Here is a 24473-nt window from a genome sequence, read left to right on the forward strand (position 1 = left end):
AACCCCCTCCGCACGTTGTACAACTATGGCTAATTACAAAACAGTCAATCCCGCGACAGGTGAAACCGTCAGGGAATTCGATACTTTGGATGACGCCGGAGTTGAAGCCGCACTTGCGAACACGCATCGCGGCTACTTGACCTGGCGCAACAGTGCGCCACAGCAACGTGCGGCAGTCCTGAGCAAGACGGCCGAACTGTACACAGAGCGAGCAGACGAACTGGCCCGAATGATCTCGTTGGAGATGGGTAAGCCGGTCCGCGAGGCCAAGGGCGAAGTACAACTCTCGGCCGCGATCTATCAGTGGTACGCAGACCACGGCCCGGCGTTGCTCGAGGAAGAACGGCTCGACGTTCCCGGGGCCGAGGAGTCGGTTGTGTACCGGCGACCGATCGGCGCCCTGATCGGCGTCATGCCGTGGAACTTTCCGTACTACCAGGTCGCCCGCTTCGCGGCACCGAATCTCATGCTCGGCAACACGATAATTCTCAAGCACGCGTCCAACTGTCCGCAGTCCGCCCTGCTGATGGAAGAGATTCTGCGACAAGCCGGATTGCCGGACGACGCCTACGTCAACGTCTTCGCGACCAACGAACAGATCGCGGACATGATCGCCGATCCCCGAGTTCAAGGCGTGTCACTGACTGGTAGCGAACGCGCAGGCACCAGCGTCGCCGAAACTGCTGGACGCAACCTCAAGAAGGTCGTCCTCGAACTCGGCGGATCGGACGTGTTCATCGTCCTCGATTCCGACGACATGGATGCCACCGTCAAGTCAGCCACCAAGGCACGTCTGTCCAACGCAGGCCAGGCCTGCAATGCGGCCAAGCGTTTCATCGTCACCGAAGATTTCTACGATGATTTCACGCGCAAGTTGGCGACCTCCTTCGAATCCGTTTCTGCCGGTGACCCGTTGGATGAATCCACAGTCCTGGGCCCGCTGTCCTCACAGAGCGCGGCGGACACACTGATCGAGCAGATCGACGACGCCGTGTCCAAGGGCGCAACCCTGCTGGCCGGTGGAAAGAAGATCGACGGCCCGGGCGCCTACGTTCAACCGACGTTGCTCGCAGACGTGACCCCGGACATGCGTGCCTACAGCGAAGAACTCTTCGGACCTGCCGGCGTCGTCTACAAGGTCAAGTCGGCCACCGAGGCTGTGGAACTTGCCAATTCGTCGGTCTACGGTCTGAGCGGGTCCGTCTGGAGCAGCGATCTCGATTCCGCCCGGTCGGTCGCTGCCGATCTCGACGTGGGAATGGCGTTCGTCAACGAGCACGGAACGACGTTGCCCGGACTTCCCTTCGGCGGAGTCAAGCGCTCCGGAGTCGGCCGCGAGCTCGGTCCGTGGGGAATGGACGAGTTCGTGAACAAGAAGCTGCTCCGCGTCTCCAAGAAGTAGCTCGGTGCAAAAGTAGCGCAATACAAAGGAAGGCCCTGATCTCTGTTGAGGTCGGGGCCTTTCCTCATATCCCACGGACCAGCAAGAGCAATGCCCTGGTCACTCGCTTGCCGGAGTGACACTCCCACGAGTGAGGCTCCACCCGAACCTCGTCGCGATGACAGCTGACAGCCAGCCCAACAGCGCACCCACCAGTGGAGCAGCGATCGCGGTGTAGATCGCCTCGTTGGAAACACCAACCGACACGGCGGAGTCACCGACAAAGGCGAAATCGGTTCGGGAGGCGACGGACGCCAACTCGATCAGGCCGGAGACAACAATAATCAGGAACCCCAGCAGGAAACCGAAGCCGGCCAGAAGAAGATGAAGTGCACGCATCCGATCAGTCTGCCTGTAACACCCATCCAGATGAAACCGACCTGCTGGTATGACACTTTCACGAATCGCGCGCACCACCGCGCTTGCCGCCGCCCTCTGCGCGAGCGCAGCCATCTGTACCGCGACGTCGGCTTCCGCGGACGTAGTCGACGTCACGATCCTTCCGGGTCTCAGCAGCGGGCCGACGACGCCGTACGGAGCTGGTTGCACGTATCTGGTGGTTGCCAGGACAGCAGCGTTGGACGAGGCGAACGTCTCGATTGTCGACATGAACCGGGCATCGACCATGTTCCCGCAGGAATTGATCTGGGACACCGTCAATCCCTACTTCACCTTGCCGGTTGTACTCGGCCATGCCGTCACTCTGTGGACTCCGACTGCACCCGGCGAACACTCTCTGATGGCCTACCAGACGTCCGCGGGCGGGCCGGTCACAACGGTCGAAGTCAATCCGGCCACGCCGATCGGTCCGGGGTGCGTCGTCGCACCCTGATCCGCTAGCCCTCCAAGAAGTCGACGAGCACCCGGTTGAGTGCATCGGCCGGGACCATCGGAATACTGTGGTGCGAAGCATCTTCCAACACTTCGATGCGTGCTGCGGGAACAGTTTTCCGCACTGACCTCGACACCGCTTCCGCATCATGCACCCGTCCGTCCTGCGCGAGGACCACCAGCAACTCGATATCCAGTGCGCTCAAGTCCTCCACCGAAGGACGTTGAGGCACAACGAGATCGGGGCGCGGGAGTTCCGAAGCGCCTGCTTCCGCAAGTGACAGCCAGTCGGAGTCGATGCTCAACTCGCCTGTCTCCCAATCCAACAGTCGCCGTCGGCCAGCCCGCGACGGCTTGAGCAACAGCGGAAGCGCACGCAGAAGGTAGCCCGACTTCATACCGGAGAAACTCGAATTAGGATCGAGCAGAACAAGTTTCCCGACACGTTCCGGGCGACGCAAAGAAAATGCCAATGCGATCATCGCGCCGTAGGAATGTCCGATTACATCGACGGCCTCGGCGCCGGTGTACTCGACTATCGATTCCATCCACTCGATCAGATCGTCGGCGGACTTCATCGGATTACCATTCGGAACGCTGCGCCCGGCATCCCCCATGGTGTCGACGGCAAAGACTCGTCGAGATTTCGACAACGCCGCAACGTTGTCGAACCACACCGTCGAGGTGGCGCCTCCACCGGAAAAGAGGATCAACGGCGTCGAGTCCTCAGGTCCACAGACGTTCACATGCGTGCTCCCGAACCGGCCTGTGAGGTCCACACCCAGCGGTTTCTGCGGCCATTTGGTCAGTACAGCGTCGTATGCGCGATCGAAGTCCATCCCCCACCCCCATTTCTCTCGATTATCGAGATAGTAGACAATCGAGAGACAACACACCAGGGCTGGAGGCATCCTTGAGCGTCGGCGATGCAGAAGACGAAGCGATGGCGATCGTGCACTCGCTTCGCGCACTGACCGTCGACTTGAACGTGGCGGTTTCCGGCTTTGCAAACAAGTACACAATGCACTCCACCGACGTGCGCGCGTTGATCTGCCTTCTCGATGCCGAGCGCTCGGACACACCGGCGACGCCAGGCTGGCTCGGCGCACAACTGGGAATCAACTCGGCATCGATGACTGCGCTCGTCGACCGCATGGTCAAAGCGGGCCACGTAGCTCGCGAACGGGACTCGGCGGACCGACGGCGAGTGCTCTTGCAGGTCACACCCACTGCAGTCACTCTCGGCGAGAGCTACTTCGATCCGCTCATTTCACGGGCGGTGAGCACCATCGGCAATTACACGGCCACGGAGCGAGCCACCATCGCGAGTTTCATCGCCGGGATGCGAGCGGACGTGGAGCGGACTCGAATCGACAGGGAGCCCTCCCCGTGACTCGCCTACTTCCCGCTGGAGAATGCGCATTTCTCGTAGACCTCGATTCCGAAGCCGACGTTCTCGCGTTCACCGAAGCACTGACACGGAACACCCCGGTCGGGGTCGAGGACTTCCTCCCGGCAGCTCGCACGGTCCTGGTCACGTGCACCCCGGCGGCAGACCTCACGTACGTCCGGAAGTGCTTGAACGATCTCGAGCAGACCAATTCTGCCTCGATCGCAGACGAACGTTCCGAGGCAGACGCACTCACCATCGCCGTCAGGTACGACGGACCCGACCTCGACGACGTCGCACAGTCACTCGGAATGAGCCGATCCGAGGTGGTTGCGGCCCATACCGGGGCGAAGTGGCGTTGCGCCTTCATCGGATTCGCACCCGGCTTCGCCTACCTGACTTCAAACGACACGCGACTCCACGTACCGCGTCGAACTCAGTCACGAACGTCTGTGCCTGCCGGTTCCGTCGCCCTGGCCGCTGGATACAGCGCGGTCTACCCGCGGGCATCTCCGGGCGGCTGGCAGATCATCGGAAGCACCGACACCGTGATGTGGGACCTGAACGCCACTCCACCGGCCACCGTTCAGCCCGGGGGCCGCGTGCGCTTCGTGAACGAGGAACAACGATGAACGGCCTGGAGATACTCGAAACCGGGCCGCTGAGCCTGATCCAGGACCTGGGACGGATAGGGCATCTGCGCTCGGGCGTCGGGGTTTCCGGTGCTGCGGACCGGCGATCGCTCGGACTCGGCAATCGACTCGTCGGCAACGACAAGAGCGCGGCCGGTATCGAGGTCCTCCTCGGTGGGCTGAGTCTTCGGTCCCGTCAATCGTCGACGATCGCGTTCACCGGTGCGCCCGCACAGGCCTACCGCGACGGCATTCCGGTCGGGCATGCGAGCGTGATCTCTCTGCGGCCTGGTCAGACCGTCCACCTCGACTACGCACCGAGTGGACTGCGGACGTATCTGACCGTCAGAGGGGGCATTGTGGTTCCCTCGGTCCTGGGATCGCGCAGTACCGACACCATGTCCGGGATCGGTCCGGTACCGCTCGAGCCGGGTGTCATTCTCCCGATCGGGCCGTCGCCGATCGCGTTCTCGCCGGTCGACCTCGCCCCGGTGCCGCCGATGACAAACGAGACTCTCCACCTTCGAGTCGTCTTCGGTCCACGTGCAGATCGATTCACCAACCCCGAAACGCTCGTCCAGGGGCGATGGGAGGTTTCGAGCGACTCGGACCGGATCGGCGCACGCCTCGGCCGCGTCGGCACCGATGAACTACTTCGAAGAACAGATGACACCGAGCTGCCCACCGAAGGCGTGGCCCTCGGATCGATCCAGGTCCCGCCAAGCGGCCAACCTGTCGTGTTTCTCGCCGATCACCCCATCACCGGCGGTTATCCGGTGGTGGGAGTGGTGGCGGACGCGGATATCGATCGGCTCGGTCAAGCCCGCCCGGGTCAGCACATCCGGTTTGTCGCTGCCTGAGCAGCGCCGAGCATGGTCGTGTCGGACCCTGCCGTCACACTGATGTCGTGCGAGTTGTCCTGGTTCCCGGTAGTACGACGTCCACGGGAGCTGTGACGGCAACTGTCCTACGGACCGATCCCGGTGGAACGCCGCTCGCCGATCCCGTCGAGTACCCCGACCTGATCGCGGCAGTGCGCACCATTGAGGAAGCCGAGCACCCACGATGGGTGTGGCCCAGCACGGCAACCGTGTACCCACCCCTACTGCGGGCAGGCGTACGGGTTCAGCGATGCCACGACATTTCCCTGACTCGCGCGATCCTCGGAATGCGCGTCGGTAAACCGTCACCGCCTGCCGACGAGTTCGACGACGATCGCCTCGGCCTCTTCGATACTGCCCCCGTTCTCGATCCCGTCGCTGTCGCCACCGAGTTCGCCGAGCAGCGCGCAACCATCGGCACGGACGCGCGTTTGGATTTGTTGATCGCAGCAGAATCGGCCGGAGCTCTCAGCGCCGCCGAGATGACACACACGGGCCTGCCGTTCTCGACGCAGAAGCATCGCGAACTCCTCGAAGAACGGCTGGGGCCGCGGCCGACGGGATACGACCTCCCCGCTCGTATGCAGGAACTCGCTGCCCAGATCAGTGAGGTCTTCGGGCGCCCGGTCAATCCTTCGTCGTCGGTGGAGATCACCGAGGCGTTCGGGCGTCAGGGCATCGAACTGCCGTCGACGCGCAAGTGGTTTCTGCAGGAAATCGATCACCCGGCGGTCCCGTTGCTGCTGCGTCATCGCGAACTCGCCAAGCTGTACAGCACCAACGGTTGGCAATGGATGGACAGTTGGGTGCGGGGTGATCGATTCCGCCCGATCTACGTCCCTGGTGGCGTTGTATCCGGCAGGTGGGCGAGCCGGGGTGGCGGGGCCCTGCAGATTCCCAAGACCATGCGCTCGAGCGTCGTCGCCGATCCTGGCCACGTGTTCGTCGTCGCCGACGCCGGTCAGCTCGAGCCCCGAATTCTGGCCGCCATGTCCGGCGACCGCCGCATGATGGCTGCCGCCGGCGACGACGATCTGTACGCACTTGTCGGTGCCGAAGCCTTCGGCGGCGACCGCGCCAAAGCGAAGGTGGCCATCCTCGGAGTCCTGTACGGAGCAACGGCTGGTGAGGCCAAAGCACTGCTCATCTTGTTGCGGAAGCGATTCCCGGTCGCCGTCGAGTACGTCGAGCAAGCTGCCAAGGCAGGCGAGCGCGGCGAGGTGGTGAAGTCGCTGCTCGGCCGGGCCTGTCCCCCACCGTCTCCCGACTTCTACTCCCACGGCGACGCTCACGCTCGCGGCCGATTCACGCGCAACTTCGTCGTGCAGGCCACCGCCTCCGAGTGGGCACTCTGCCTCCTGGCCGACCTCAGGCGCCGCCTCGCCGACGATCCGGACGGCGAGTTGGTCTTCTTCCAACACGACGAGGTGGTCGTGCATACGCGAAACCCCGAGTCAGGTACCGCTCACGTGCTGGCCGCTGCGGCTTCGGCAACTCGATTGTTGTTCGGCGACACAGTCGTCCGTTTTCCTATGGACGTCGCCGCCCGCGAGACTTACGGCAAAGGCACTTCGTAGCGTCGTCAATTCCACTCCAAGTGGTTCCACCGCGCCCGTATTGCGTGTTCTACTGGAAAACGTTGCTTTGTTGGTGCTGGTCGACTGTGTTCGAGGAGAACCATGACCAAGCTGGATACAACTGACGCAGAACAGAACGACAGCGGAGCGGTCAAACGCCGTCGACTGCCGATCTTCACCGTGATCGCCCTTGCCATCTTTGCCTTCATTGCAGGTGGATTCGGCGGTTCGTTCCAAGGCAAACTCGCCGAGGTTCAGAAGAACGACAACGCCTCGTACCTCCCGAGTTCCGCCGAATCGACGATCGTCAGCAACCAATCCGCGAACTTCCTCGCGGTCGAGACGATCCCTGGTTTTGTTCTGTTCCATCGGGATTCGGCCCTCACCGAGGCAGACAAGTCTGCGATCGACTCGGCACGTAACTCCATTTCCGGCATCTCCGGAGTGGACGCCGACGGTATGCAGCCCACCCAGTACTCCGCCGACGGCACAACTGCGTCGATCTTCGTGCCACTCGTCGCCAAAGACGGTGACACCGCAGTCGCGGGCGACGTCCTGGCGACCACCGAGCAGAACGTCATCGACGCCGCCGAGCAGGCCGCTGGTGATGTCGAGGTACTCCCTGCTGGACCAGGTGGACTACTCGTCGCTTTCATCGACGCCTTTGCCGGTCTGGACGGAGCGCTGTTGGGCGCGGCACTTCTGGTCGTGATCCTCATCCTGCTTGTCGTGTACCGATCGCCGGTGTTGTGGTTCTTCCCGCTGTTCTCCGCCCTTCTCGCCATCGGCTTGTCGTCGATGGTGATCTACTTCCTCGCGAAGGCCGAAGTACTCACGCTGACCGGCCAATCTCAAGGCATTCTTTTCGTGCTGGTGATCGGAGCCGGCACCGACTACGCCCTACTCTTGATCTCTCGCTATCGCGAAGAACTGCACACGTATCCCAACCGCTTCGACGCGATGATCAAGGCCTGGCGCGAGTCTGCGCCGGCCATCACCGCTTCGGCTGTCACCGTCATTCTCGGACTGCTCTGCCTGACGTTCTCTCAACTCAACTCCAACAAGAGCCTCGGACCCGTCGCCGCCATCGGGATCGCCTGCACCTATCTGGTGATGATGACCTTCATGCCGGTCGCCCTGGCCGCTACCGGACGGTGGGTCTTCTGGCCGCGCAAGCCCAAGGTCGATCACGCCGCAGACCTGACGACGCACGGGATGTGGGGCAAGATCGCCGAGGTCGTCGGTAGCAAGGACCGCCCACTGTGGATCGGCGCCACAGTCTTGTTGATCATCCTGTTCGCAGCCGGGATCGGCAGTCTCAAAACCGATGGCCTGACATCCACCGAAAGCTTCACCAACCGCCCCGACGCCGTTGTCGGACAGGAACTCTACGACTCGAAGTTCGATCCCGGAGCGGGCGCACCGGCCGTGATCACCGCAAACGCCGACCAGGCCGACGCCGTCATCAAGGCCGCCAGCGGTGTCGAAGGTATCTCGCAGGATCCCGGCGCCGTCTGCACCCAGGTGGACGTCGCGAAGGTCAGCGAGCTGATCAAGACCAATCCCGCTGCCGTCGCCCAAGCCGCCGCTGCGGGTTGCGCCCCAGCGGCTTTCACCGTTGCACCGATCGACGGCCGCACCATGATCAATGCGACCCTCGCCGACTCCTACGATTCACCGCAGGCACTCGATACTGTCAAGCGACTGCGGACGGCCGTCCACGACGTGCCCGGCGCCGACGCACTTGTCGGCGGCAGCACGGCCACCACCCTTGATGTCCAGGCCGCCTCGGTCCGCGACAGGAATCTGATCATCCCGATCGTGTTGGTGGTGATCTTCCTGGTCTTGGCCGCTTTGCTTCGCGCTCTGCTGATCCCGGTGATTCTCATTGTCACCGTGGTGCTTTCCTTCGCGGCGACCCTCGGCGTGAGCGGATTCTTCTTCACGCACGTGTTCGGGTTCGCCGGGGCTGATCAGTCTTTCCCGCTGTTCGCCTTCGTGTTCCTCGTCGCTCTGGGTATCGACTACAACATCTTCTTGATGACCAGGGTCCGGGAGGAGACGGGAGAATTCGGTACCCGTGCAGGCGTTCTGCGCGGTCTTGCAGTGACGGGCGGCGTGATCACTTCAGCCGGAATCGTCTTGGCCGCAACATTTGCCGTACTGGGCATCCTGCCACTGGTCTTCCTGGCCGAGATCGGTTTTGCCGTGGCCTTCGGCGTGCTGCTCGACACGATCATCGTGCGCAGTGTCCTCGTTCCGGCGCTCTCACACGACATCGGGAAACGTATCTGGTGGCCGTCCGAATTGGCGCGCGCCAAAGACTGACCGACTACAGAAACGCCTCTTTGGTCCACAGATGAAAAAGCGCATAGGCCCGCCAGGGTCGCCATTTCTCGGACAACGCACCGGCCTCTTTACCGGAGGAGACACCCAACGCACGTTTCAAGACCAGATCATCAGGTACGAATGCGTCGCGATCACCGAGAATTCGAACAGTGAGATAGTCAGCGGTCCACGGTCCGATTCCTGTTAGTGACAACAACTCTCGCCGAAATTGGACGGGATCCGCATCCCAGGAGAGATCGAGGCCGTTCGCTGCCGCAGTTGCCAACGTGTGCACCGTTTTTGCGCGCGCGGTGGTCAGTCCGACGGCTTTCTGAATATCCTCCGGCGATAGCGCTGCAACCGAGGCCGGGCCGGGGAAAGCAAGAAACTCCGCGTCCACCGCCGCTCCGAATGCGCCGACGAAGCGCCCACCGAACGTCCTCGCCGCGCCGAGCGATACCTGTTGTCCCAGAACGGTGAGCACCGCGGTCTCGAACCCGTCCACCGAGCCGAGCACCCGCAATCCTGGACGGGCGGCCACTAGTGGGGCCAACAACTCATCGCTACCGAACGCTGCTTCCACAGCAGTGTGATCGGCGTCGAGGTCGAGCCAACGACGCACGATCACCTCCAGCTCTGCGGAATCCGATACCGGCACATCGGAATCCACGACAACACCGTCGTCCGTCCACGACACCGACACGACAACCGGGCCGGACGGCAACGGGATGACTCTGGTGTGAACACCGTCGTCGTGACGTTCGAGGCCGGCGACGCAATGAGCCCGCAGGGCACCGGTGAGCGGTTCGACTGCATAGGGCGCCTGAAAGCGCAGTGTCACTGCGCTCACCGGCCGGCTTCCAGATCCAGCAGTATCGCTTTCAGTTCGGGGCCGCCGGCGTACTGCCCGAGGCTGCCGTCGCTGCGCACCACCCGGTGACAGGGGACGACCAACGGTAGTGGGTTCTTGGCGCAGGCGGTCCCCACGGCCCGCACGGCACGTGGGCTGCCCGACGCTGCTGCGACCACCGAATAGCTTGCAGTGTGGCCGTATTCGATCTCGGGAAGATGACGCAACACTTCGCGTCGGAACCCCTTGGCGAGTTGGAAATCCAAGCGCAGATCGAATTCTCGACGAGCACCGGCAAAGTACTCGTCCAACTCGCGAGCGACGGTGTCCAGTCGGCGCGGGTAATGAAGCACTCGGGGACTGACCGTACCGGCCAGCCGTTCCAGAACAAGGTCGTGCCCTTCGACGGCAAAAGCAACCCGCACCAAGCCCACATCGGTCGCTGCGAGCAGTAACTTCCCGACCGGCGAATCTACGGTTCGGTATGCCACGTCGATCAACTCGGCGGCGGAGGCCTCCGCGGCCAGGCGCGCGCGAAGGCGGGCCAGAGCGCCGGCGTCAACTGCTGGAAGTGCCTCGAAAACTTCGGCATCGGTATTCATGAGTGACTCCCTTCCGCAGCGGTGGCGGACAGATAGGTTCTTCGTAAGGTGGCGATTCCGTCGGCGCCCGCCCGTCTGGCTGCTGCCGGCGTATTGCCGAGGATGTCCGCGATCTCTGCGTACGGCAGCCCACCCAGAAAGTGATAGGCAACTGCCGCACGTTGTTTGAGCGGTAGCTGTTCGAGGGCGTCCCACAATTCGTGATCCCACGTTCCCGGTACGCCGATTCGCGTCGGCAGTTCCGGAACGTCGTCTGTCGGGACGGCCACGCGGGCACGCACTCGGGTGATGTCGATCGCCTTGCGATGCGCGATGGTCACCAGCCAGGCTTCGACGTTCGCGTCCGGGTTCAGATCCGGATAGGCCCGCATCGCTGCAATGAACGTCTCGGACCACGCGTCCTCGGCGTCGACGGGACCGACCACAGCGCGGCAGACACGCAGGACCACCGCACCGTATTCGGTCACGACGTCTTCGAACGGTTTGAGTGTCACGAGCGGTAGACGTTCCCGATCACCGAATTGTGAGTCGAACGCATCAGAAGAGAACATCCGATTCGCCGCCGTGCTCGCGGTCGAGCAGGAACCTCTTGCGTTCGAGACCGCCGGCGAAACCGGTCAGGCTGCCGTCGCTACCGACCACGCGATGGCAGGGAACGATGATGCTGATCGGATTCTTGCCGTTGGCAGCGGCGGCAGCACGGATCGCAAGTGGGTTACCCAAAGTTTGCGCGAGCTCCATGTAGGTCCAGGTTTCGCCGTAGGGGATCGTTCGCAAGGTATCCCAGACCCGTTTCTGGAACCCTGTGCCCACGGGCGCCAGCGGCACGGAGAACTCCGTGCGATCCCCCTCGAAGTACTCGGCGAGCTGCGATTCGACTTCACCGAAGACCGCTGTGGAACGATCACCGAACGTGGACTCGTCCGGCTTGTGACGATGCTCCGCCATGTACAGCCCGCAGAGGTTTTCACCTGCCGCTACCAGCGTCAACGCCCCGATCGGCGAATCGATCACAGTGTGTGTACGGATAGCCGTCATGTCTCGATCCTTCCAGGTTGCGCGGTGCAGCAGGCAGCGGGTGAATTGATTGTCCGTGCCGGCACCGACACCTCGAAGACGCCGCGAGCCTCGTGAATGTGAGATTTACCTGTACTTTGACGTCACATCAGGCAGTATCGAGGGATGGCTCTAGTTTTGCCCGGCAGCTCCACCGTCGTCCGATCCGTCGGCGACGTGGTGCACTGGTCCCTGTCCACGGTCGCTTTTGCGGTCACCCTGCCCACTCGACTGGAGGCGCTCCTCTTCTCGGTCGAGAGGTTGGTGGCGCGCATCAACCAGATCGCCGACAACGCCGACCGCGTGGTCATCGGAGCCGCCGCCGTGACCGTTCGAGCTGAGACGCTGGTCGAGGCCGTCGAGCAGACCTCGGACATCGCGGGACAGCTCCTCGAGATCTACGAGCCCATTGCATTGCAGCTCGCGCCGCTGGCGGCCAGATTCGCCGACGACCTGTCCGAGGCGGAGGTCAGCGCCGCGATCAAACTGATCGACCAACTGCCGGAGCTCACCGACCGCGTGACCGCGGTCCTGCCCATCCTCGGAACCTTGGACTCCGTCTCGCCCGAGATCCACGAACTCCTCGGAGTGGTCAAGGACCTGCGGCAGGCGATCGTCGGAGTGCCCGGCTTCCACTTCTTCCGCAAGCGAGGCGAAGCCAAGCTGGATTGATCAGGCCGAGTAGCCGTTGGTTCCGGCTCGCGTCATGACGACCTTCGGAACCACGGCTCGAGACGAGAGCTTGAGCAGTCCGTCCACCAACTCCACGATGTCGTCGACCTTGATCATGGTCTCGGGTGTGATCCGATCGTGCGTCCACGCCGACATGTCCGTGTCGACGTAACCGGGAGCAATGGCCGTCGCGCTCACTCCGTTTCCGGATTCCTCGGCATTGAGTGCTTCGACCATCGAAATGAGTGCAGCTTTGGTGGCTCCGTAGACAGCCAGGCCGCTCTCGGCGTAGACGCCGGCCATCGAGGCGAGAGCGATCACTTTCGCGCCACCGGCAAGGTCCGCGTCCGCCGCAGTGCGCAGGAGCGGCAGTGATGCTTGTAGGAGCGCGAACGGTGTCCGCAGATTGACGGCGACGGTCTTGTCGAAACGTCGCATGGGGTAATCCGCTACTCGCCCACTGGTTCCCACTCCGGCGTTGAGGACGAGGGCCCGCATGGAGCCGAACCGATCGCCGTGCGTGGCGACGAGTGCTGAGGCGAAGTTCTCGTCCGCCATGTCACCTGCCGAGACTACGACGTCCGGCGATCCGGCGCGCGTAAGTTCTTCGGCGACGACCGCAAGTCGTTCGGCGTCACGGGCGGTGATGGTCAATCCGTACCCTTGAGATGCCAGGCGCGTTGCGATGCCGAGGCCGATTCCCTTGGAGGCGCCGGTGACCAGTGCTGATCGAGTCATTCGAATTTTCCTTGCAGTGCATTGAGTCCGGCCGAGATCAGTTCCGGCACAGAAGATCCAGCCTTGTCGAATCCCCCACCGACGGTGGCGCCTGCTCGGTATCGGTGATCGATACCCTGCGCCACGACGGCGAGTTTGAAGAACCCGAGCGCCATGTAGAAGTTCCAGTGCGCCAGCTCTCGACCCGATACGGTCGAATACCGTTGCGCCAGATCGACAACAGAGGGTAGTGACGGGCTCGTCCACGCGGCAGGTTCACCCAGAACCAGATCCAAGGCGGGGTGCCGGTAGACGCACATCATCGCGATGTCCGCCAGCGGATCTCCCAGCGTCGAGAGTTCCCAGTCCACCACTGCGGCAACCTTGGTGACGTCGTTCGCCGCAAGGATCGTGTTGTCGATCCGGTAGTCGCCGTGCACGATCGACGAAGCCGATTCAGCCGGAATCATGTCCGCGAGGCTCGAGGCCAACCTGTCCACGTCTGCCGAGTCCTCAATCTTGACGCGCGACCATTGACCGGCCCACAACTTCACCTGGCGGGCGACATAACCGTCGGGACGGCCGAGTCCGCCGAGACCCACGGCGTTGTAATCGACGTCGTGCAGGGCGGCCAGTACACGCACCAATTCGTCGGTGCACTGCGTTACCTGCTCTGCCGAAACAGCTTCCAGCTCGGTTTTGGTCCGGATCACCTGACCGGTGACGAACTCGACCACCGTGAACGACGCACCCATCACCGAGGCGTCCTCGCACAGCACGACGGTCGGCGCGACCGGTACTGCAGTGTTCTGCAACGCCGAGGTGATTCGGAACTCGCGCGCAACGTCGTGCGCCGACGGCGTGAGACCGGCGGTAGGTGGACGACGCAGAATCCACTTCGAGTTGTCGTCGAAGATTCCGTAGGTGAGATTGGATTTGCCGCCTGAAATCAGTTCGGCTCGCAACTCACCGCTGACCGTGACGCCTGCGGCTTGCAGATACTTGTGGAGCGCCGCGAGATCGAGTCCTGGAAAGTCCGTCACTTCGACTCCTCCCGAGCGGCCCGCTTCGCGGCTCCGACAACACGTTTCGCGATTGCCCAGCGATGAACCTCGGACGGGCCGTCGTAGACGCGGAAGGGACGCACTTCGCGGGACAACCGTGCCAGGGGCAGATCGCCGGACACGCCCATTCCGCCACACATCTGAATGGAGCGGTCGACGATCCGGAAGATCGCCTCGGCCGCATAGGTCTTCGCGATGGAGGTCGCGTTGCTGGCGTGTCCACCCTGATCGAGCTCGAAGCAGGCCTGGACCAAGAGCGCGCGGCTGGCCGCGATGTCGATCTCGTTGTCGGCGACCATCTTCTGGATCATTCCGAGATCACCGAGTTTCGAGCCGAAACCTTCACGCTCGGCAACCCTGGCCACGGCAACGTCGTGGCCGCGGCGCGCTGCACCGAGCCAGCGCATCACGTGCGTCATGCGGGCGGGACCGAGGCGAACCTGGGCGTAGGCGAAACCTTGATCGACCTCACCGAGAACAGCCTCGTCGGGAACGACGAGATCCTCGAACGTGACCTCGCAGTGCCCGCCGATCATGGCCTTGTCCAGGGTGTCGATGTGCCGCCCCACGACGAGACCCGCAGTGTCCGTCGGCGCCAGGAACATGGTCGCTCCGCCGCGCTGCCCGGGCTCGCCGGAGGTGCGCGCCATGATGATGAAGAATCCGGCACCGTCGGCGCCGGTGATGAACCACTTCTTACCGTTGATCTTCCAGCCGCCGGGGACCTTCTCCGCGCGGGTGTTCAAGGCCGAGGGGTCGGATCCGGCTCCGGGCGCAGGCTCGGTCATGGCGAAGGCCGACCGCATGTCCCCGCTCGCGAGCGGCGCGAGGAACTGCTGCTTCTGCGCTTCGTTCGCGACGTGGGCCAGCATGTGGACATTGCCCTCGTCCGGCGCAGCGATGTTGAGCGCAGTCGGGCCGAAGAGCGAGTAGCCGGCTTCCTCGAAGACCGGCGCGCGATCACTCATGTTGAGCCCGTGGCCGCCGTATTCGATCGGCGCATGCGGGGCGAAGACACCTGCTTCTTTTGCTGCCGCCTGCATCTCGATACGGATGGCGTCGCCACCCGCGACGGCGATGTCACCGGCGTGTTCGTCTTCGATGGGGAGCACTACGTTGCGCGTGAAGTCGCGCGTCTTCTCGATCAGCGCCACCACCTCGGGCGCGTACGTCAGATCGATTGCCACCAGACACCTCCGAATGAACATCCCGACCGAGCGATCGCTCGGTACCAGCACTCTCGCACACGCCGACGCGTCGGGTCAACAATCCTCGAGCATCGCCTCGCCCTGATCGAGCCTGCCGGCAACCACCATGTCGCGGTACAGATCGTCCTTGTCCATGAGCTCGTCATGGTTGCCGATGTTGCGGATCCGACCGTCCTCCATGACCACGATCCAGTCGGCGTCACGCACCGTCGAGAGCCGGTGAGCGATAGTCACCACGGCGCCGGTGCGCGCACGTTCGTTGATCGCGTCGACAATCGCAGCTTCGGTGAGCGTGTCGACCTGGGCTGTGGCTTCGTCGAGCAGAAGCAAAGCACTCGGTCGCAGAACTGCGCGTGCCATCGCGATCCGCTGACGTTGGCCGCCCGACAGCGACGTGGCGGTCAGTGCGGTGTCGAGTCCGTTGGGCAGGGCCTCGATCGCGTCGTCGAGGCGGAGCAAGCGCAGAACGGACTGCACCTCTTCGTCCGTTGCGTCGGGATGGCTGAAGACGACGTTCTCCCGAATCGTTCCGGGCACCACCGGGGTCTCCTGCTCCACGTACGCGAGACTCTCTCGCACAGCCCGGTGATCGAGCGCGTCGTAACCGACACCATGCAGGAGAACCTCACCCGATCGGGGCTCGACGAATCGCAGGACGGTGGAGAGCAATGTCGTCTTTCCGGCACCCGACGGGCCGACGATGGCCATGTGCCCACGCTCGGGGATGACCAGCGAGACATCGCGCAACGCAGGCTGGTTGGAGCCGTGGTAGCTCACGGTGACGTCGCGCAACTCGATCAGCGGCGCGGCTGCGCTCGTTTTCTCGACTACGTCCACGACCTCGTCGTACTGCTCGGTGGGCAACGATTGCATCTCGCGGATCCGGATAGCTGCCGCGATTCCCGACTGAACGGACGTCACGTTCTGCGCAAGCTCGGACACCGGCCCCATCAGTGTGAAGGCGTAGAGCAGAAACGCGATGAGCGTCGAGACTGCCATTTCGCCGTCGGCGACGCGCCAGGCACCGAACCCAAGGATGGCAATGATCGACCCTTGGATGGCGGTCCAGGCGACGGTCCATGCGGTCGCGGATACTCGAACCGCTGTGATCGCATGCTTTTTCGCATCGGACGCGTTGCTCGTCACCAGAGCGCCGACGCGATCCTCGGCCAGGGAAACCTTGACCGTCCGGATCGCACGTAAACCGCCCTCGAGAACGCCGCCGAGCTGACCGAGCGATTCCTGGGTTCGCGCCTCGGCTGCGGAGATCCGCGGCATCAGAACGGCAAAGAGTATGGAGGCGAACACGATTGCCACCATGGTCACACCCAGCAACGGCAGATCCAGAACGCCCATCAGAACGATTGTTCCGATGGTCAACGCGGCTGCGTTGAGAATATTCACTGCGGCCGACGACGCCGCCTCCCGCAGCAGCAAGGTGTCCGAGGTGACCCGGGTGACCAATTCGCCGACCGATCGCGATTGCAGCGAAGGCACGGTCGCGGCGAGGAATCGCCTCACGAGCGAAGACCGGGCGTCGAAGACAACCCTCTCGGCAGCGGTCCCGAGAACGATCCACTGAGCACAGCCGAGCACCGCACCGACGACCAGGAGGACGACGAGCGTGAGGATCGGCCCCTTCAGCGACGCACCGGTGTCGAGGGTGTCGAGAACCCATTTGGTGACCATCGGCGTTGCCAGCGTTGCCGCGGAACCGCACAGAGCCAGCACCAATCCGAGGAGGAGCGAGGGCAGATGCGGGCGAGCGAACTCCGAGAGGACGCGGAGATTGCTCCATTTCGGCGCGGGCTGAGGCGCATCGGATTCAAGCATGAATTTATGGAACACGAATGTTCCATAAAGGGCAAGAGGAATTCCGATACGGAAACACTGGATACCGAAACCTGACACGGCTACGCTTCGAATTCGTGACAACGATCCACAGCGCACCAGAACAAAGCGCGACCCGCGAGCGCACCCGGAAGGCCATCCTCGATGCTGCCGTTTCGGTGTTCGCATCCAAGCCGGCCGCGACGCTCAGCGAGATCGCTTCGGCGGCGAAGGTCGGACGAACCACCTTGCACCGCTACTTCCCCGAACGGTCAGACCTGGTCGACGCAGTCGCCGCCGAGGCCACCCGAGCCGTCGGTGAGGCCGCAGCGGCGGCGCGACTCGGTGAGGGCACCGGAGCCGAGGCACTGGTTCGCCTGTGCCATGAATACTTCGAATTGGCCGACCTTTTGACGGTCCTGTTCTTCACTCCCGGCGTGTATCAAGAAGATTCGTTTGCCGAGTCCGCGTCGAACGACGACGACGTCACCGACGCCATCGAGCGCGGACACTCCGACGGGTCCATCGACCCCGACATGGGTTCGGACTGGGTGCAGAACCTGCTGTGGTCACTGCTCTACACGTCCATGGACTACGTGAACCGCGGTTCCGGGACGCGACTACAGGCCTTGGACCTGACGGTTCGCAGCCTCCGCCGCGGAATCGCGCCCGATCCCGCGGTCTAGGTTGTCGGCTGCTTGAACAGCGGCACGCCTTTTGGTCACACCCAATTTGCGGTAGATCGAGCGAATGTGTGTCTTCACGGTGGGATAGGCAATGCCGAGATGCGCAGCGATCTCGTCCGCAGTCATCGTGGTGCGCAGAAACGTGAGAATCTCGGTCTCACGTTCGGTCAGAACTCCTGTGAGCTGGGCAGAGAGCCGGCTCCGTTTTTCCAGAATCGTGCGCAGGAGTTCCTGGTGTCTCGACCCTTGTACTGCGTGCGCGTTCAAGAGATCGACAATTACCGGATCGCCGCTGAGAAAAGGAGCGAGAATCCGCTCGGGGATTGCCTCCGCCAGCGCACGATCCAACTGCTCGTGCGCCTGCGATCCACGCCCTGCGACGGAACTCAGCGCAGCAGACGTGACAAGTGTGCTCACCAACGCATATCGGGGTAGCCCCGCCGAGGTTGCCAAACGAATCGCCCGAGCCGACGGTTCCGGATCTCCCAAGACTCGGTAGAGCTCCGAGAGAAGGGCATGAGCGACCGCAGCACCGGTTCGGGTCAGCGTGGGCGTTGCGATCCGGCGCGCTTGGTCGTCCTGCCCCTGAGCGTGGGCGAGCCAGGCCGTGGTGACGCGTCGCAATGTATCCCAAGGAATGCCGTGCTTGTCCGCAGTGCTCACGCCGCGCAGCAGACGAGCGGCGTTGTGGTACCGGTCTTCCCGGTTCAGAGCGATCAGGCTCATCACCAGGTACAGCCGGGCGAGCGCCTCGAAGTTGGTTCCGGGACTGCCCTCGACGATGATCGAGTCGAACTGAGCGATCGCCTCCTCGAAGTCGCCACGCCAGTACGCGATGCATCCTCGATTCGACTGCGGGAGGCCACCTTCGAAGCGTTCCCAGTCGGACGCCACTTCTCGGGACGGGAGGCCGTCGAGAATCTGTTCGGCTTCGGTGAATGCTCCCGCGTGAGTGAGGGCAAACGCCAAGTTGGATTGCGCCAGACGAAATGTCTCCGCACGCGACTGCAACTGTGCCTCATCGCTGGCGGAACGAAGTAGCGCGATGGCACGAGGAAGATCGCGACGAAGCCTGATCTCGGTCCATCCGAGGAGGAACAGCGCGGACGGGTAATCGTCTTCGGGCTCGCACTGGGAGAGCGCGTGGCGCGCACGATCGGCGATGACGGCCTTGGTCGAGGTGTCCGGAGCGAGCAGCAGGTCGGTGAAGCAGACGACAAAATCGTCGGACGCCACCCGCAGACCCTGCCCGCGGAGAAACTCCGCGCCGTACGGGTCGCCGCTGAGGTCACGGCAGCACGCTCTTATCAGCAGGATGTGCGGATCGTGCGGATCGGGATGAGCAAGGCAGAGCTGCTCCAGTTCCCTGGTATGAGATTCGAGAATCAGACGGAGCCAATTCTTCCGCAGCACGCGTCGAGCCTGCTCCGCTTCACCGGAGGCGAGTGCATCACGCACGGCTTCGATCATGTGTCGAAGATACTCGAGACATTCGACCGCCGTGGAAATCCGGTCTCATCCGCTTCGGATGAGACGGCGATCGAAGCCTGCGGAAACCGGTGAGAATTGCCGGAATCAACCAAAATGCGCCAGTCGGCGAAATACCGGTGCGCAGGCCCGACACGAACGGACAAGACACATGAGTTTCTGGGAAAGCCTCGGCTGGATGCTGTGGGCGACCGTCTTCATCGGATATCTCTTCGCGCTGTTCGCGATCATCGCTGACCTGTTCCGCGACCACAAGCTGAGCGGCTGGTTGAAAGCTGTCTGGATATTTTTCCTGCTCTTCCTGCCCATCCTCACCGCGCTCGTCTACCTCGTCGCTCGCGGCGAAGGGATGACGGAACGCAGCAACAAGGCCGCACGTGACGCCGAGAACGCTGCCGAATCGTATATCCGCGAGGTCGCAGGAAAGAGCCCCAGCGAGGAGATCGCCACAGCCGCAGCGTTGCTCGAAGCCGGAGCGATCAACGAGGACGAGTTCGCCGCACTGAAACTGAAGGTCCTCTCGTGAGTGCCCGCTTCGGACCTGTCGACTTCTATCTTCTCGGCCTGCCTGGAGCCGGCCTCGATCCCGCCGCTCTCTCCGCGCTCATCGACCTCACGGATACCGGCCTGGTGCGACTGCTCGATCTGATCGTCATCGCCAAGGCCGAGGACGGTGAACTCACCCTCGTCGAGGTCGAGGAACTACCGAACAGCTTCGAGATCAGCGTCGAGATGCTCGGCGCGTCCGGTCTGCTCGGGCACGACGACATCACCGAACTCGCGGCAGCAATCCCCGCCGGCGCGTCAGCGCTGCTGGTCGCTCTCGAGCTGGTCTATCAGCGCGAGCTCGCCGCCCGGACCGCCGAGTCCGGCGCGGTACTGCTGGGCTACGAGCGGATACCCGCACCCGTCGTCAACGCCCTCATGGACACGATCATCCCGAAACTGGAGGTCTGACATGCCGTACATCCCGAGACGAGGCCGCCCCGGACTACTGGGCCTCGCCGCCCGTACCGCGGTCGTGACCGGTACCGCGACCGCCGTCAGCGACGGTATGGCCACTCGCCGGCAACGGAGAGCCCAGGCCGAATACGAGCACGCACAGTACGAGTTTGCCCAGCAGCAGGCAGTACTCCCGATTCCCACACCCACACCCACACCCACACCCACAGCCTCGGTCGATCTCGTCGCGGAGTTGCAGAAACTCGGCGACCTCAAATCGCAGGGCCTACTGAGCGAATCAGAGTTCGAAGCCGCGAAAGCACGACTGCTCGGCTGATTCACCCCGATGGAGCGAGGGATTCCCGCTCCCGTGCCGTACCCGACACCGAATGGAACCAGTTATGTCCGCGATCGCAGTCAACGTCCTGAACTTCAATCGGGCAGAATCCGACCTCATGTTCGCTCGCCTGGCCGCGGGCGTCGGCCTGGGCACGTGGAACCACACTCGTGATCTCGGGTCACTCGACAACCAGCCGATCATCCGCCAGAACCGCGACACCCTGTACAGCAGCGCGATCATCGACGTGCGCGAGAACGTCACGATCACGGTGCCCGATACCGGCAAGCGCTACATCTCCGTGTGGGTGGTCAGTCAAGATCACTACGGTCCCGTCATCCTCCGCGATCCGGGCGAGCACCTGCTCACGCGCGAACTGGTCGGCACCGACTACGCCGCGCTCATCGTGCGCATCCTCGTCGATCCGAACAGCTCCGAAGACGTCACCGAGGTGAACCGGTTGCAAGACGCCCTCACCATCGACGGCGGCGGAACCGGTGAGTTCCCGATGCCCGACTACGACGAACAGTCGCAGACCGAGACCCGCGACGCGCTCCTCGCACTCGCGCGTGGCATCACCACATACGACCATTCATTCGGCACCGCTGCGGAAGTCGACCCCATCAGGCACCTGCTCGGTACCGCCTCCGGCTGGGGTGGCCTTCCCGAGTACGAGGCCACCTACGTCAACTTCGACGAAGGTCTCCCGGTCGGGGAATACCGTCTCCGCCTGAACGACGTTCCCGCGGATGCGTTCTGGTCGGTCTCGCTGTACAACGCAGCGGGATACTTCGAAGAGAACGCCCTGGGCGTGAACAGCATCAACAGCCTCACCGCCGCCCTCGATGCCGACGGCAGCACGACTGTCCGCTTCGGTATTCACCTTGACGGCGTCGCGAACGCGCTGCCCATCATGCCGGGCTGGAACTACGTACTGCGCCTGTACCGCCCCCGCCCCTCCGTGCTCGACGGCACCTGGACGGCGCCTCGTCCCGAAGCGCTCTGACGAAGCGTTTCCCCACGCACACACCACTCTCGGGTGATTCGACCCGATCACGGAGGTACAAGCCATGCGTCTGCTGTTTCAGCTCGTTTCGCAATGCGTACTCGGCGCGATCGCGCTGATCGTCGTGCATTTCGCTTTACCCGGGGTCAGCCTGAGCGTCAACGGTTTCTTGGCCGCTATCGGTGTATTCACCCTCGCCCATATGATTCTCGGCCCGTTCGTGCTCAGCGTGGCACTGCACTATGCGGCTCCGCTCGCGGGTGGTGTCGGCTTGGTCGCCACACTGCTCGCGCTCTGGGTTGCGACCCTGGTCCCCGACGGCATTGCGATCAGCGGCGTCGGGTCCTGGATCCTCGCCCCGATCATCGTGTGGGTGATCACGGCGTTGGGAGGGTGGATCTTCATGGCACTCGTCATCGACAAGTGGATCAAGAGACGCAATGCCGAAAAGCTCGTGCGCAGTGTGCAGAAGGCATGAATGATCAGTGCAGAAACGGAACCCACGAGGAGTCAGCCATGCCAACTCACCCGCTCGATCGTCGCGTTCTCCTGAAGACCGCTCCGAACTTCCGGGACCTCGGTGGCATTCCCGTTGCAGACGGCACCGTCCGCGCCGGCGCGCTCTATCGTTCGGCGACGCTGGCAAAACTCGACGGCGACGACGTTGCCGCGGTCGCCCGCCTGGACGTTCGGACTGTGTACGACCTGAGGACCGCAGCTGAGCGCGACGGCGCACTCGACAATCTCCCTGACTCGACGCGGACAGTCTGGCTCGACGTACTCGCCGACAATGCCCACAACGCCGCGGCCACCGGACTTCTCATGACGGACCCGGCCGCGTACGCCGAGAGTGTCAGCGGTGGCCGTGGGATCGCGCAGATGGAGGAAGCCAACCGCAACTTCGTCAGCCTGCCGTCCGCACTCGACGCCTACCGCGCGTTCTACCTCGACCTCATCGACGAAAAACGCACCGGGGCGGCGCTTTTCCACTGCACCACCGGCAAGGATCGCACCGGGTGGGCCGCGACCTCTTTCTTGCTCCTCCTCGGCGCCGACGAAGCCGATGTACGCGCCGACTACCTGGAGACGAACACCGATCTGGCACCTATGACGGAACCGATCCTCGACTTCGCCGCAAGCAAAGGCGTTGACGGAGAACTGCTCCGGCCGCTCCTCGGAGTCCGCGACAGCTACTTCGACGCCGCGCTCGACGAAATGCGCACGCAATTCGGCGCAGTCGAGGACTACGCAATCAACGGACTCAAGCTCACCTCAGAACAAATCACCGCGCTCCGCGAGCGGTTCACATCACGATCGGGCTTCGTCAGCGCGACGTGATCGGAGCTCTTACCGGGCAGGAATCCGTGCTCTCGTCCTGCTTCTTCGGTCGATTGTCCACGCGGGTGACCACGATGACGGCGAGGATGCCCACCGCCAATCCGAGCGCGGTGAACGGAGTGAAAGATTCTCCGAACATCAGTGCGCCCCAAACCGCGGTGACCGGAGCGATCAAGAACATCAAAGTGTTGACGGACGTGATGCCGATGCGACGCAGCAACAACCAGTACAGGCCGTAACCGCCGAAGGTGGACAACACGATCAACCAGAGCAATGCGATCCAGAATGTGTTGACACTCGGCGGTGCGGCAGCACCCGAAGCGAACGCAAGAATCGTGAAAACTATTGCGCTGGTTAAGCAGTGGATGGCCAAGGCCTGCAGTGGTGGCATAGACGTGGGAGCGCGTTGCTGGACGAAGGTGGATGCAACCAGGCTCACCATCCCCAGGAACGGAATCGCGTAGGCCCACCACGGCGCCGATGTACCGGCTCCGGCGTCGGCTGCCGTGACCATCGCGACGCCGGCCAGTCCGATCGCTAATCCGATCCACTGCATCCGCGGGACTGCGACACCGAGGACCGGGCCGAGCAGCGCGGCTGCCACCAGCGGCTGAATACCGTCGATCAGCGCAGTTGTCCCGGTGTTCACGCCGAGATCGACTGCCCAGTACACGGACAACAGATAGCCGCTCTGGGAGAGCATCCCGATCACTATCTGCCTGCCGAGCGCTCGCGGTGTCGGCATCGTGTTCCGGCGCCGGGCGGAGAGCCAGACAATCGGGACCAGTACCGCCGCAAGCGGGAGAAAACGCCACATCAGCAGCGTGGGTACCTCGGCACTGCCGGCGCCGAGTTTGGCTCCGATGAATCCCGAACTCCAGCACGCGACGAACAGGATCGACAAGGTGGCCGTCACGGCAGATCTCGGGGTCACGATCCGAGGTATACCGATCTGTTTACTCATGGAGTCGACTATACAGATCGGTATACTTTTGTCCATGGCAGACGAATCCGTACCCGAATTGACTCCGAAAGCACGTCGCATTCTGGAGTCGGCATCGAAGCTGTTCTACGAAAAGGGAATTCACGCCGTAGGCGTGGATACCGTCGCACTGGACGCCGGGGTCACGAAGAAGACTTTGTACGAGCGGTTCGGCTCGAAAGACGGCCTCGTCGTGGAATATCTGAAGGATCGAGATCGGCGGTGGCGGATTTTTCGCGACAAGAAGTTGGCATCAGCCGGACACAGCCGCGCCGAACGGTTGAGTGCGGTGTTCGATGCTTCCGCCTCCTGGTCGAGGGCGAGCGGAGGCAAGGGGTGCAGCATGATCAACGCTCACGCTGAGTTCAGTGATCGCTCACATCAGGTATTCGCTGTCATCGCCGAACAGAAGCAGGAAATGTTGGACGTCTTTCGGCGCATTCTGGCGACGGACGGGCGGGCCGACGAACGTCTCGTCGAGGCAATCATGCTGCTTCACGAAGGTGCCCTCGTCGCAGACGGGATCGGTATCGGCACCGACCCCTTCGGGGCCGGCCGGGACGCGGCGCTCGAATTGCTGAAGAATTCCGGTTGATCCACCCCGCTACGCCCCCA

At 63.0% G+C, this 24473-nt stretch carries 28 protein-coding genes; 16 read left to right on the forward strand and 12 right to left on the reverse strand.

What is annotated here, in order from left to right; genetic code table 11:
• The first annotated feature begins 25 nt into the window (after positions 1 to 25).
• Complete coding sequence (locus tag I7X09_RS11575; protein ID WP_200316883.1) at positions 26 to 1402, forward strand: NAD-dependent succinate-semialdehyde dehydrogenase; 1377 nt, start codon at positions 26 to 28, stop codon at positions 1400 to 1402.
• A gap of 99 nt (positions 1403 to 1501) precedes the next feature.
• Here the strand turns inward: I7X09_RS11575 and I7X09_RS11580 are convergent, their stop codons facing one another.
• Positions 1502 to 1780 carry a hypothetical protein gene (locus I7X09_RS11580; RefSeq protein ID WP_020970886.1) on the reverse strand — a complete coding sequence of 93 codons (279 nt, stop codon included), beginning with the start codon at positions 1778 to 1780 and terminating at the stop codon, positions 1502 to 1504.
• A gap of 49 nt (positions 1781 to 1829) precedes the next feature.
• Between I7X09_RS11580 and I7X09_RS11585 the strand changes: the two genes are divergently transcribed.
• Positions 1830 to 2273 carry a hypothetical protein gene (locus tag I7X09_RS11585; protein ID WP_200316885.1) on the forward strand — a complete coding sequence of 148 codons (444 nt, stop codon included), beginning with the start codon at positions 1830 to 1832 and terminating at the stop codon, positions 2271 to 2273.
• 4 nt (positions 2274 to 2277) lie between these two features.
• Here I7X09_RS11585 and I7X09_RS11590 read toward each other — a convergent pair whose 3' ends face one another.
• Positions 2278 to 3111 carry an alpha/beta fold hydrolase gene (locus tag I7X09_RS11590; protein WP_200316887.1) on the reverse strand — a complete coding sequence of 278 codons (834 nt, stop codon included), beginning with the start codon at positions 3109 to 3111 and terminating at the stop codon, positions 2278 to 2280.
• Between the two features lie 74 nt (positions 3112 to 3185).
• On the opposite strand from I7X09_RS11590, the gene I7X09_RS11595 reads away from it, so the two are divergent.
• The 5 genes from I7X09_RS11595 (at position 3186) to I7X09_RS11615 (ending at position 9080) form a co-directional block, all read left to right on the forward strand.
• The gene (locus tag I7X09_RS11595; protein WP_200316889.1) at positions 3186 to 3665 is read left to right on the forward strand and encodes a MarR family winged helix-turn-helix transcriptional regulator; all 480 of its coding nucleotides are present in this window, start codon (positions 3186 to 3188) and stop codon (positions 3663 to 3665) included.
• The gene (locus I7X09_RS11600; protein WP_200316890.1) at positions 3662 to 4294 is read left to right on the forward strand and encodes a 5-oxoprolinase subunit B family protein; all 633 of its coding nucleotides are present in this window, start codon (positions 3662 to 3664) and stop codon (positions 4292 to 4294) included. The genes I7X09_RS11595 and I7X09_RS11600 overlap by 4 nt, the downstream gene beginning before the upstream one ends.
• On the forward strand, positions 4291 to 5154 hold the full coding sequence (locus I7X09_RS11605) for a biotin-dependent carboxyltransferase family protein (protein WP_095973124.1): 864 nt from the start codon (positions 4291 to 4293) through the stop codon (positions 5152 to 5154). The genes I7X09_RS11600 and I7X09_RS11605 overlap by 4 nt, the downstream gene beginning before the upstream one ends.
• Before the next feature lie 47 nt (positions 5155 to 5201).
• Positions 5202 to 6752: a bifunctional 3'-5' exonuclease/DNA polymerase gene (locus I7X09_RS11610; RefSeq protein ID WP_200316891.1), complete on the forward strand. Its 1551-nt coding sequence runs from the start codon at positions 5202 to 5204 to the stop codon at positions 6750 to 6752.
• Between the two features lie 102 nt (positions 6753 to 6854).
• Positions 6855 to 9080 (forward strand): MMPL family transporter, encoded by a 2226-nt coding sequence (locus I7X09_RS11615; protein WP_124569174.1) that lies wholly within the window; start codon positions 6855 to 6857, stop codon positions 9078 to 9080.
• Positions 9081 to 9084: 4 nt separating this feature from the next.
• Here I7X09_RS11615 and I7X09_RS11620 read toward each other — a convergent pair whose 3' ends face one another.
• Genes I7X09_RS11620 through I7X09_RS11635 form a run of 4 tightly spaced genes read right to left on the reverse strand, consistent with a single transcriptional unit; the run spans position 9085 to position 11570 of the window.
• Positions 9085 to 9930 carry a DNA-3-methyladenine glycosylase family protein gene (locus I7X09_RS11620; RefSeq protein WP_200316892.1) on the reverse strand — a complete coding sequence of 282 codons (846 nt, stop codon included), beginning with the start codon at positions 9928 to 9930 and terminating at the stop codon, positions 9085 to 9087.
• Complete coding sequence (locus I7X09_RS11625) at positions 9927 to 10532, reverse strand: methylated-DNA--[protein]-cysteine S-methyltransferase (RefSeq protein ID WP_200316893.1); 606 nt, start codon at positions 10530 to 10532, stop codon at positions 9927 to 9929. Before I7X09_RS11625 ends, I7X09_RS11620 begins: the two co-directional genes overlap by 4 nt.
• On the reverse strand, positions 10529 to 11083 hold the full coding sequence (locus tag I7X09_RS11630; RefSeq protein ID WP_124569171.1) for an RNA polymerase sigma factor: 555 nt from the start codon (positions 11081 to 11083) through the stop codon (positions 10529 to 10531). Before I7X09_RS11630 ends, I7X09_RS11625 begins: the two co-directional genes overlap by 4 nt.
• Positions 11070 to 11570 (reverse strand): methylated-DNA--[protein]-cysteine S-methyltransferase, encoded by a 501-nt coding sequence (locus tag I7X09_RS11635; protein ID WP_200316894.1) that lies wholly within the window; start codon positions 11568 to 11570, stop codon positions 11070 to 11072. The genes I7X09_RS11630 and I7X09_RS11635 overlap by 14 nt, the downstream gene beginning before the upstream one ends.
• 144 nt (positions 11571 to 11714) lie before the next feature.
• Here I7X09_RS11635 and I7X09_RS11640 point away from each other — a divergent pair, with 144 nt between their 5' ends.
• Positions 11715 to 12260, forward strand: coding sequence for a hypothetical protein (locus I7X09_RS11640; protein ID WP_019745442.1), 546 nt, complete (start codon positions 11715 to 11717; stop codon positions 12258 to 12260).
• On the opposite strand, the gene I7X09_RS11645 is transcribed toward I7X09_RS11640, so the two are convergent.
• The 4 genes from I7X09_RS11645 to I7X09_RS11660 form a co-directional block, all read right to left on the reverse strand.
• Entirely contained in the window at positions 12261 to 12998 is a 738-nt protein-coding gene (locus tag I7X09_RS11645) for an SDR family NAD(P)-dependent oxidoreductase (RefSeq protein WP_200316896.1), read from the reverse strand.
• Complete coding sequence (locus I7X09_RS11650; RefSeq protein WP_200316898.1) at positions 12995 to 14020, reverse strand: phosphotransferase family protein; 1026 nt, start codon at positions 14018 to 14020, stop codon at positions 12995 to 12997. Before I7X09_RS11650 ends, I7X09_RS11645 begins: the two co-directional genes overlap by 4 nt.
• Positions 14017 to 15228 carry an acyl-CoA dehydrogenase family protein gene (locus tag I7X09_RS11655; RefSeq protein WP_200316900.1) on the reverse strand — a complete coding sequence of 404 codons (1212 nt, stop codon included), beginning with the start codon at positions 15226 to 15228 and terminating at the stop codon, positions 14017 to 14019. Before I7X09_RS11655 ends, I7X09_RS11650 begins: the two co-directional genes overlap by 4 nt.
• Before the next feature lie 75 nt (positions 15229 to 15303).
• Entirely contained in the window at positions 15304 to 17082 is a 1779-nt protein-coding gene (locus I7X09_RS11660) for an ABC transporter ATP-binding protein (RefSeq protein WP_200316901.1), read from the reverse strand.
• A 95-nt stretch (positions 17083 to 17177) separates the two neighbouring features.
• Here I7X09_RS11660 and I7X09_RS11665 point away from each other — a divergent pair, with 95 nt between their 5' ends.
• A complete protein-coding gene (locus I7X09_RS11665; RefSeq protein ID WP_095973114.1) occupies positions 17178 to 17765 on the forward strand; it encodes a TetR/AcrR family transcriptional regulator in 588 nt (195 codons plus the stop codon).
• Here the strand turns inward: I7X09_RS11665 and I7X09_RS11670 are convergent.
• Positions 17700 to 19235, reverse strand: a complete 1536-nt coding sequence (locus I7X09_RS11670; protein ID WP_200316902.1) for a LuxR family transcriptional regulator — start codon at positions 19233 to 19235, stop codon at positions 17700 to 17702. The two genes, I7X09_RS11665 and I7X09_RS11670, sit on opposite strands and share 66 nt — an antisense overlap.
• Positions 19236 to 19404: 169 nt before the next feature.
• On the opposite strand from I7X09_RS11670, the gene I7X09_RS11675 reads away from it, so the two are divergent.
• The 6 genes from I7X09_RS11675 to I7X09_RS11700 all read left to right on the forward strand — a co-directional run bounded on the left by I7X09_RS11675 (position 19405) and on the right by I7X09_RS11700 (position 22876).
• Positions 19405 to 19779 (forward strand): PLDc N-terminal domain-containing protein, encoded by a 375-nt coding sequence (locus I7X09_RS11675; RefSeq protein ID WP_124569165.1) that lies wholly within the window; start codon positions 19405 to 19407, stop codon positions 19777 to 19779.
• A complete protein-coding gene (locus I7X09_RS11680) occupies positions 19776 to 20210 on the forward strand; it encodes a DUF6325 family protein (RefSeq protein WP_200316903.1) in 435 nt (144 codons plus the stop codon). The genes I7X09_RS11675 and I7X09_RS11680 overlap by 4 nt, the downstream gene beginning before the upstream one ends.
• A gap of 1 nt (position 20211) precedes the next feature.
• Positions 20212 to 20532 carry an SHOCT domain-containing protein gene (locus I7X09_RS11685; protein WP_200316904.1) on the forward strand — a complete coding sequence of 107 codons (321 nt, stop codon included), beginning with the start codon at positions 20212 to 20214 and terminating at the stop codon, positions 20530 to 20532.
• 64 nt (positions 20533 to 20596) lie between these two features.
• Positions 20597 to 21538 (forward strand): DUF1214 domain-containing protein, encoded by a 942-nt coding sequence (locus I7X09_RS11690; protein WP_200316905.1) that lies wholly within the window; start codon positions 20597 to 20599, stop codon positions 21536 to 21538.
• Between the two features lie 64 nt (positions 21539 to 21602).
• A complete protein-coding gene (locus I7X09_RS11695; protein WP_070385180.1) occupies positions 21603 to 22016 on the forward strand; it encodes a phage holin family protein in 414 nt (137 codons plus the stop codon).
• Between the two features lie 38 nt (positions 22017 to 22054).
• Positions 22055 to 22876 carry a tyrosine-protein phosphatase gene (locus I7X09_RS11700; protein WP_234036885.1) on the forward strand — a complete coding sequence of 274 codons (822 nt, stop codon included), beginning with the start codon at positions 22055 to 22057 and terminating at the stop codon, positions 22874 to 22876.
• On the opposite strand, the gene I7X09_RS11705 is transcribed toward I7X09_RS11700, so the two are convergent.
• Entirely contained in the window at positions 22863 to 23840 is a 978-nt protein-coding gene (locus tag I7X09_RS11705) for a DMT family transporter (RefSeq protein WP_234036886.1), read from the reverse strand. The genes I7X09_RS11700 and I7X09_RS11705 overlap by 14 nt on opposite strands.
• A gap of 34 nt (positions 23841 to 23874) precedes the next feature.
• On the opposite strand from I7X09_RS11705, the gene I7X09_RS11710 reads away from it, so the two are divergent.
• Entirely contained in the window at positions 23875 to 24453 is a 579-nt protein-coding gene (locus I7X09_RS11710) for a TetR/AcrR family transcriptional regulator (protein ID WP_200316908.1), read from the forward strand.
• The last annotated feature ends 20 nt before the right edge of the window (positions 24454 to 24473 follow it).

Source organism: Rhodococcus sp. P-2, assembly GCF_016598535.1.
Taxonomy (GTDB): domain Bacteria; phylum Actinomycetota; class Actinomycetes; order Mycobacteriales; family Mycobacteriaceae; genus Rhodococcus_F; species Rhodococcus_F baikonurensis.

Bases quoted from the DNA above. Each gene is read 5' to 3' on its own strand.
- I7X09_RS11575 (WP_200316883.1), top strand. From the start codon at position 26: ATGGCTAATTACAAAACAGTCAATCCCGCGACAGGTGAAACCGTCAGG.
- I7X09_RS11580 (WP_020970886.1), bottom strand. From the start codon at position 1,780: ATGCGTGCACTTCATCTTCTTCTGGCCGGCTTCGGTTTCCTGCTGGGG.
- I7X09_RS11585 (WP_200316885.1), top strand. From the start codon at position 1,830: ATGACACTTTCACGAATCGCGCGCACCACCGCGCTTGCCGCCGCCCTC.
- I7X09_RS11590 (WP_200316887.1), bottom strand. From the start codon at position 3,111: ATGGACTTCGATCGCGCATACGACGCTGTACTGACCAAATGGCCGCAG.
- I7X09_RS11605 (WP_095973124.1), top strand. From the start codon at position 4,291: ATGAACGGCCTGGAGATACTCGAAACCGGGCCGCTGAGCCTGATCCAG.
- I7X09_RS11615 (WP_124569174.1), top strand. From the start codon at position 6,855: ATGACCAAGCTGGATACAACTGACGCAGAACAGAACGACAGCGGAGCG.
- I7X09_RS11625 (WP_200316893.1), bottom strand. From the start codon at position 10,532: ATGAATACCGATGCCGAAGTTTTCGAGGCACTTCCAGCAGTTGACGCC.
- I7X09_RS11630 (WP_124569171.1), bottom strand. From the start codon at position 11,083: ATGTTCTCTTCTGATGCGTTCGACTCACAATTCGGTGATCGGGAACGT.
- I7X09_RS11635 (WP_200316894.1), bottom strand. From the start codon at position 11,570: ATGACGGCTATCCGTACACACACTGTGATCGATTCGCCGATCGGGGCG.
- I7X09_RS11640 (WP_019745442.1), top strand. From the start codon at position 11,715: ATGGCTCTAGTTTTGCCCGGCAGCTCCACCGTCGTCCGATCCGTCGGC.
- I7X09_RS11645 (WP_200316896.1), bottom strand. From the start codon at position 12,998: ATGACTCGATCAGCACTGGTCACCGGCGCCTCCAAGGGAATCGGCCTC.
- I7X09_RS11660 (WP_200316901.1), bottom strand. From the start codon at position 17,082: ATGCTTGAATCCGATGCGCCTCAGCCCGCGCCGAAATGGAGCAATCTC.
- I7X09_RS11670 (WP_200316902.1), bottom strand. From the start codon at position 19,235: ATGATCGAAGCCGTGCGTGATGCACTCGCCTCCGGTGAAGCGGAGCAG.
- I7X09_RS11675 (WP_124569165.1), top strand. From the start codon at position 19,405: ATGAGTTTCTGGGAAAGCCTCGGCTGGATGCTGTGGGCGACCGTCTTC.
- I7X09_RS11685 (WP_200316904.1), top strand. From the start codon at position 20,212: ATGCCGTACATCCCGAGACGAGGCCGCCCCGGACTACTGGGCCTCGCC.
- I7X09_RS11690 (WP_200316905.1), top strand. From the start codon at position 20,597: ATGTCCGCGATCGCAGTCAACGTCCTGAACTTCAATCGGGCAGAATCC.
- I7X09_RS11695 (WP_070385180.1), top strand. From the start codon at position 21,603: ATGCGTCTGCTGTTTCAGCTCGTTTCGCAATGCGTACTCGGCGCGATC.
- I7X09_RS11700 (WP_234036885.1), top strand. From the start codon at position 22,055: ATGCCAACTCACCCGCTCGATCGTCGCGTTCTCCTGAAGACCGCTCCG.
- I7X09_RS11705 (WP_234036886.1), bottom strand. From the start codon at position 23,840: ATGAGTAAACAGATCGGTATACCTCGGATCGTGACCCCGAGATCTGCC.
- I7X09_RS11710 (WP_200316908.1), top strand. From the start codon at position 23,875: ATGGCAGACGAATCCGTACCCGAATTGACTCCGAAAGCACGTCGCATT.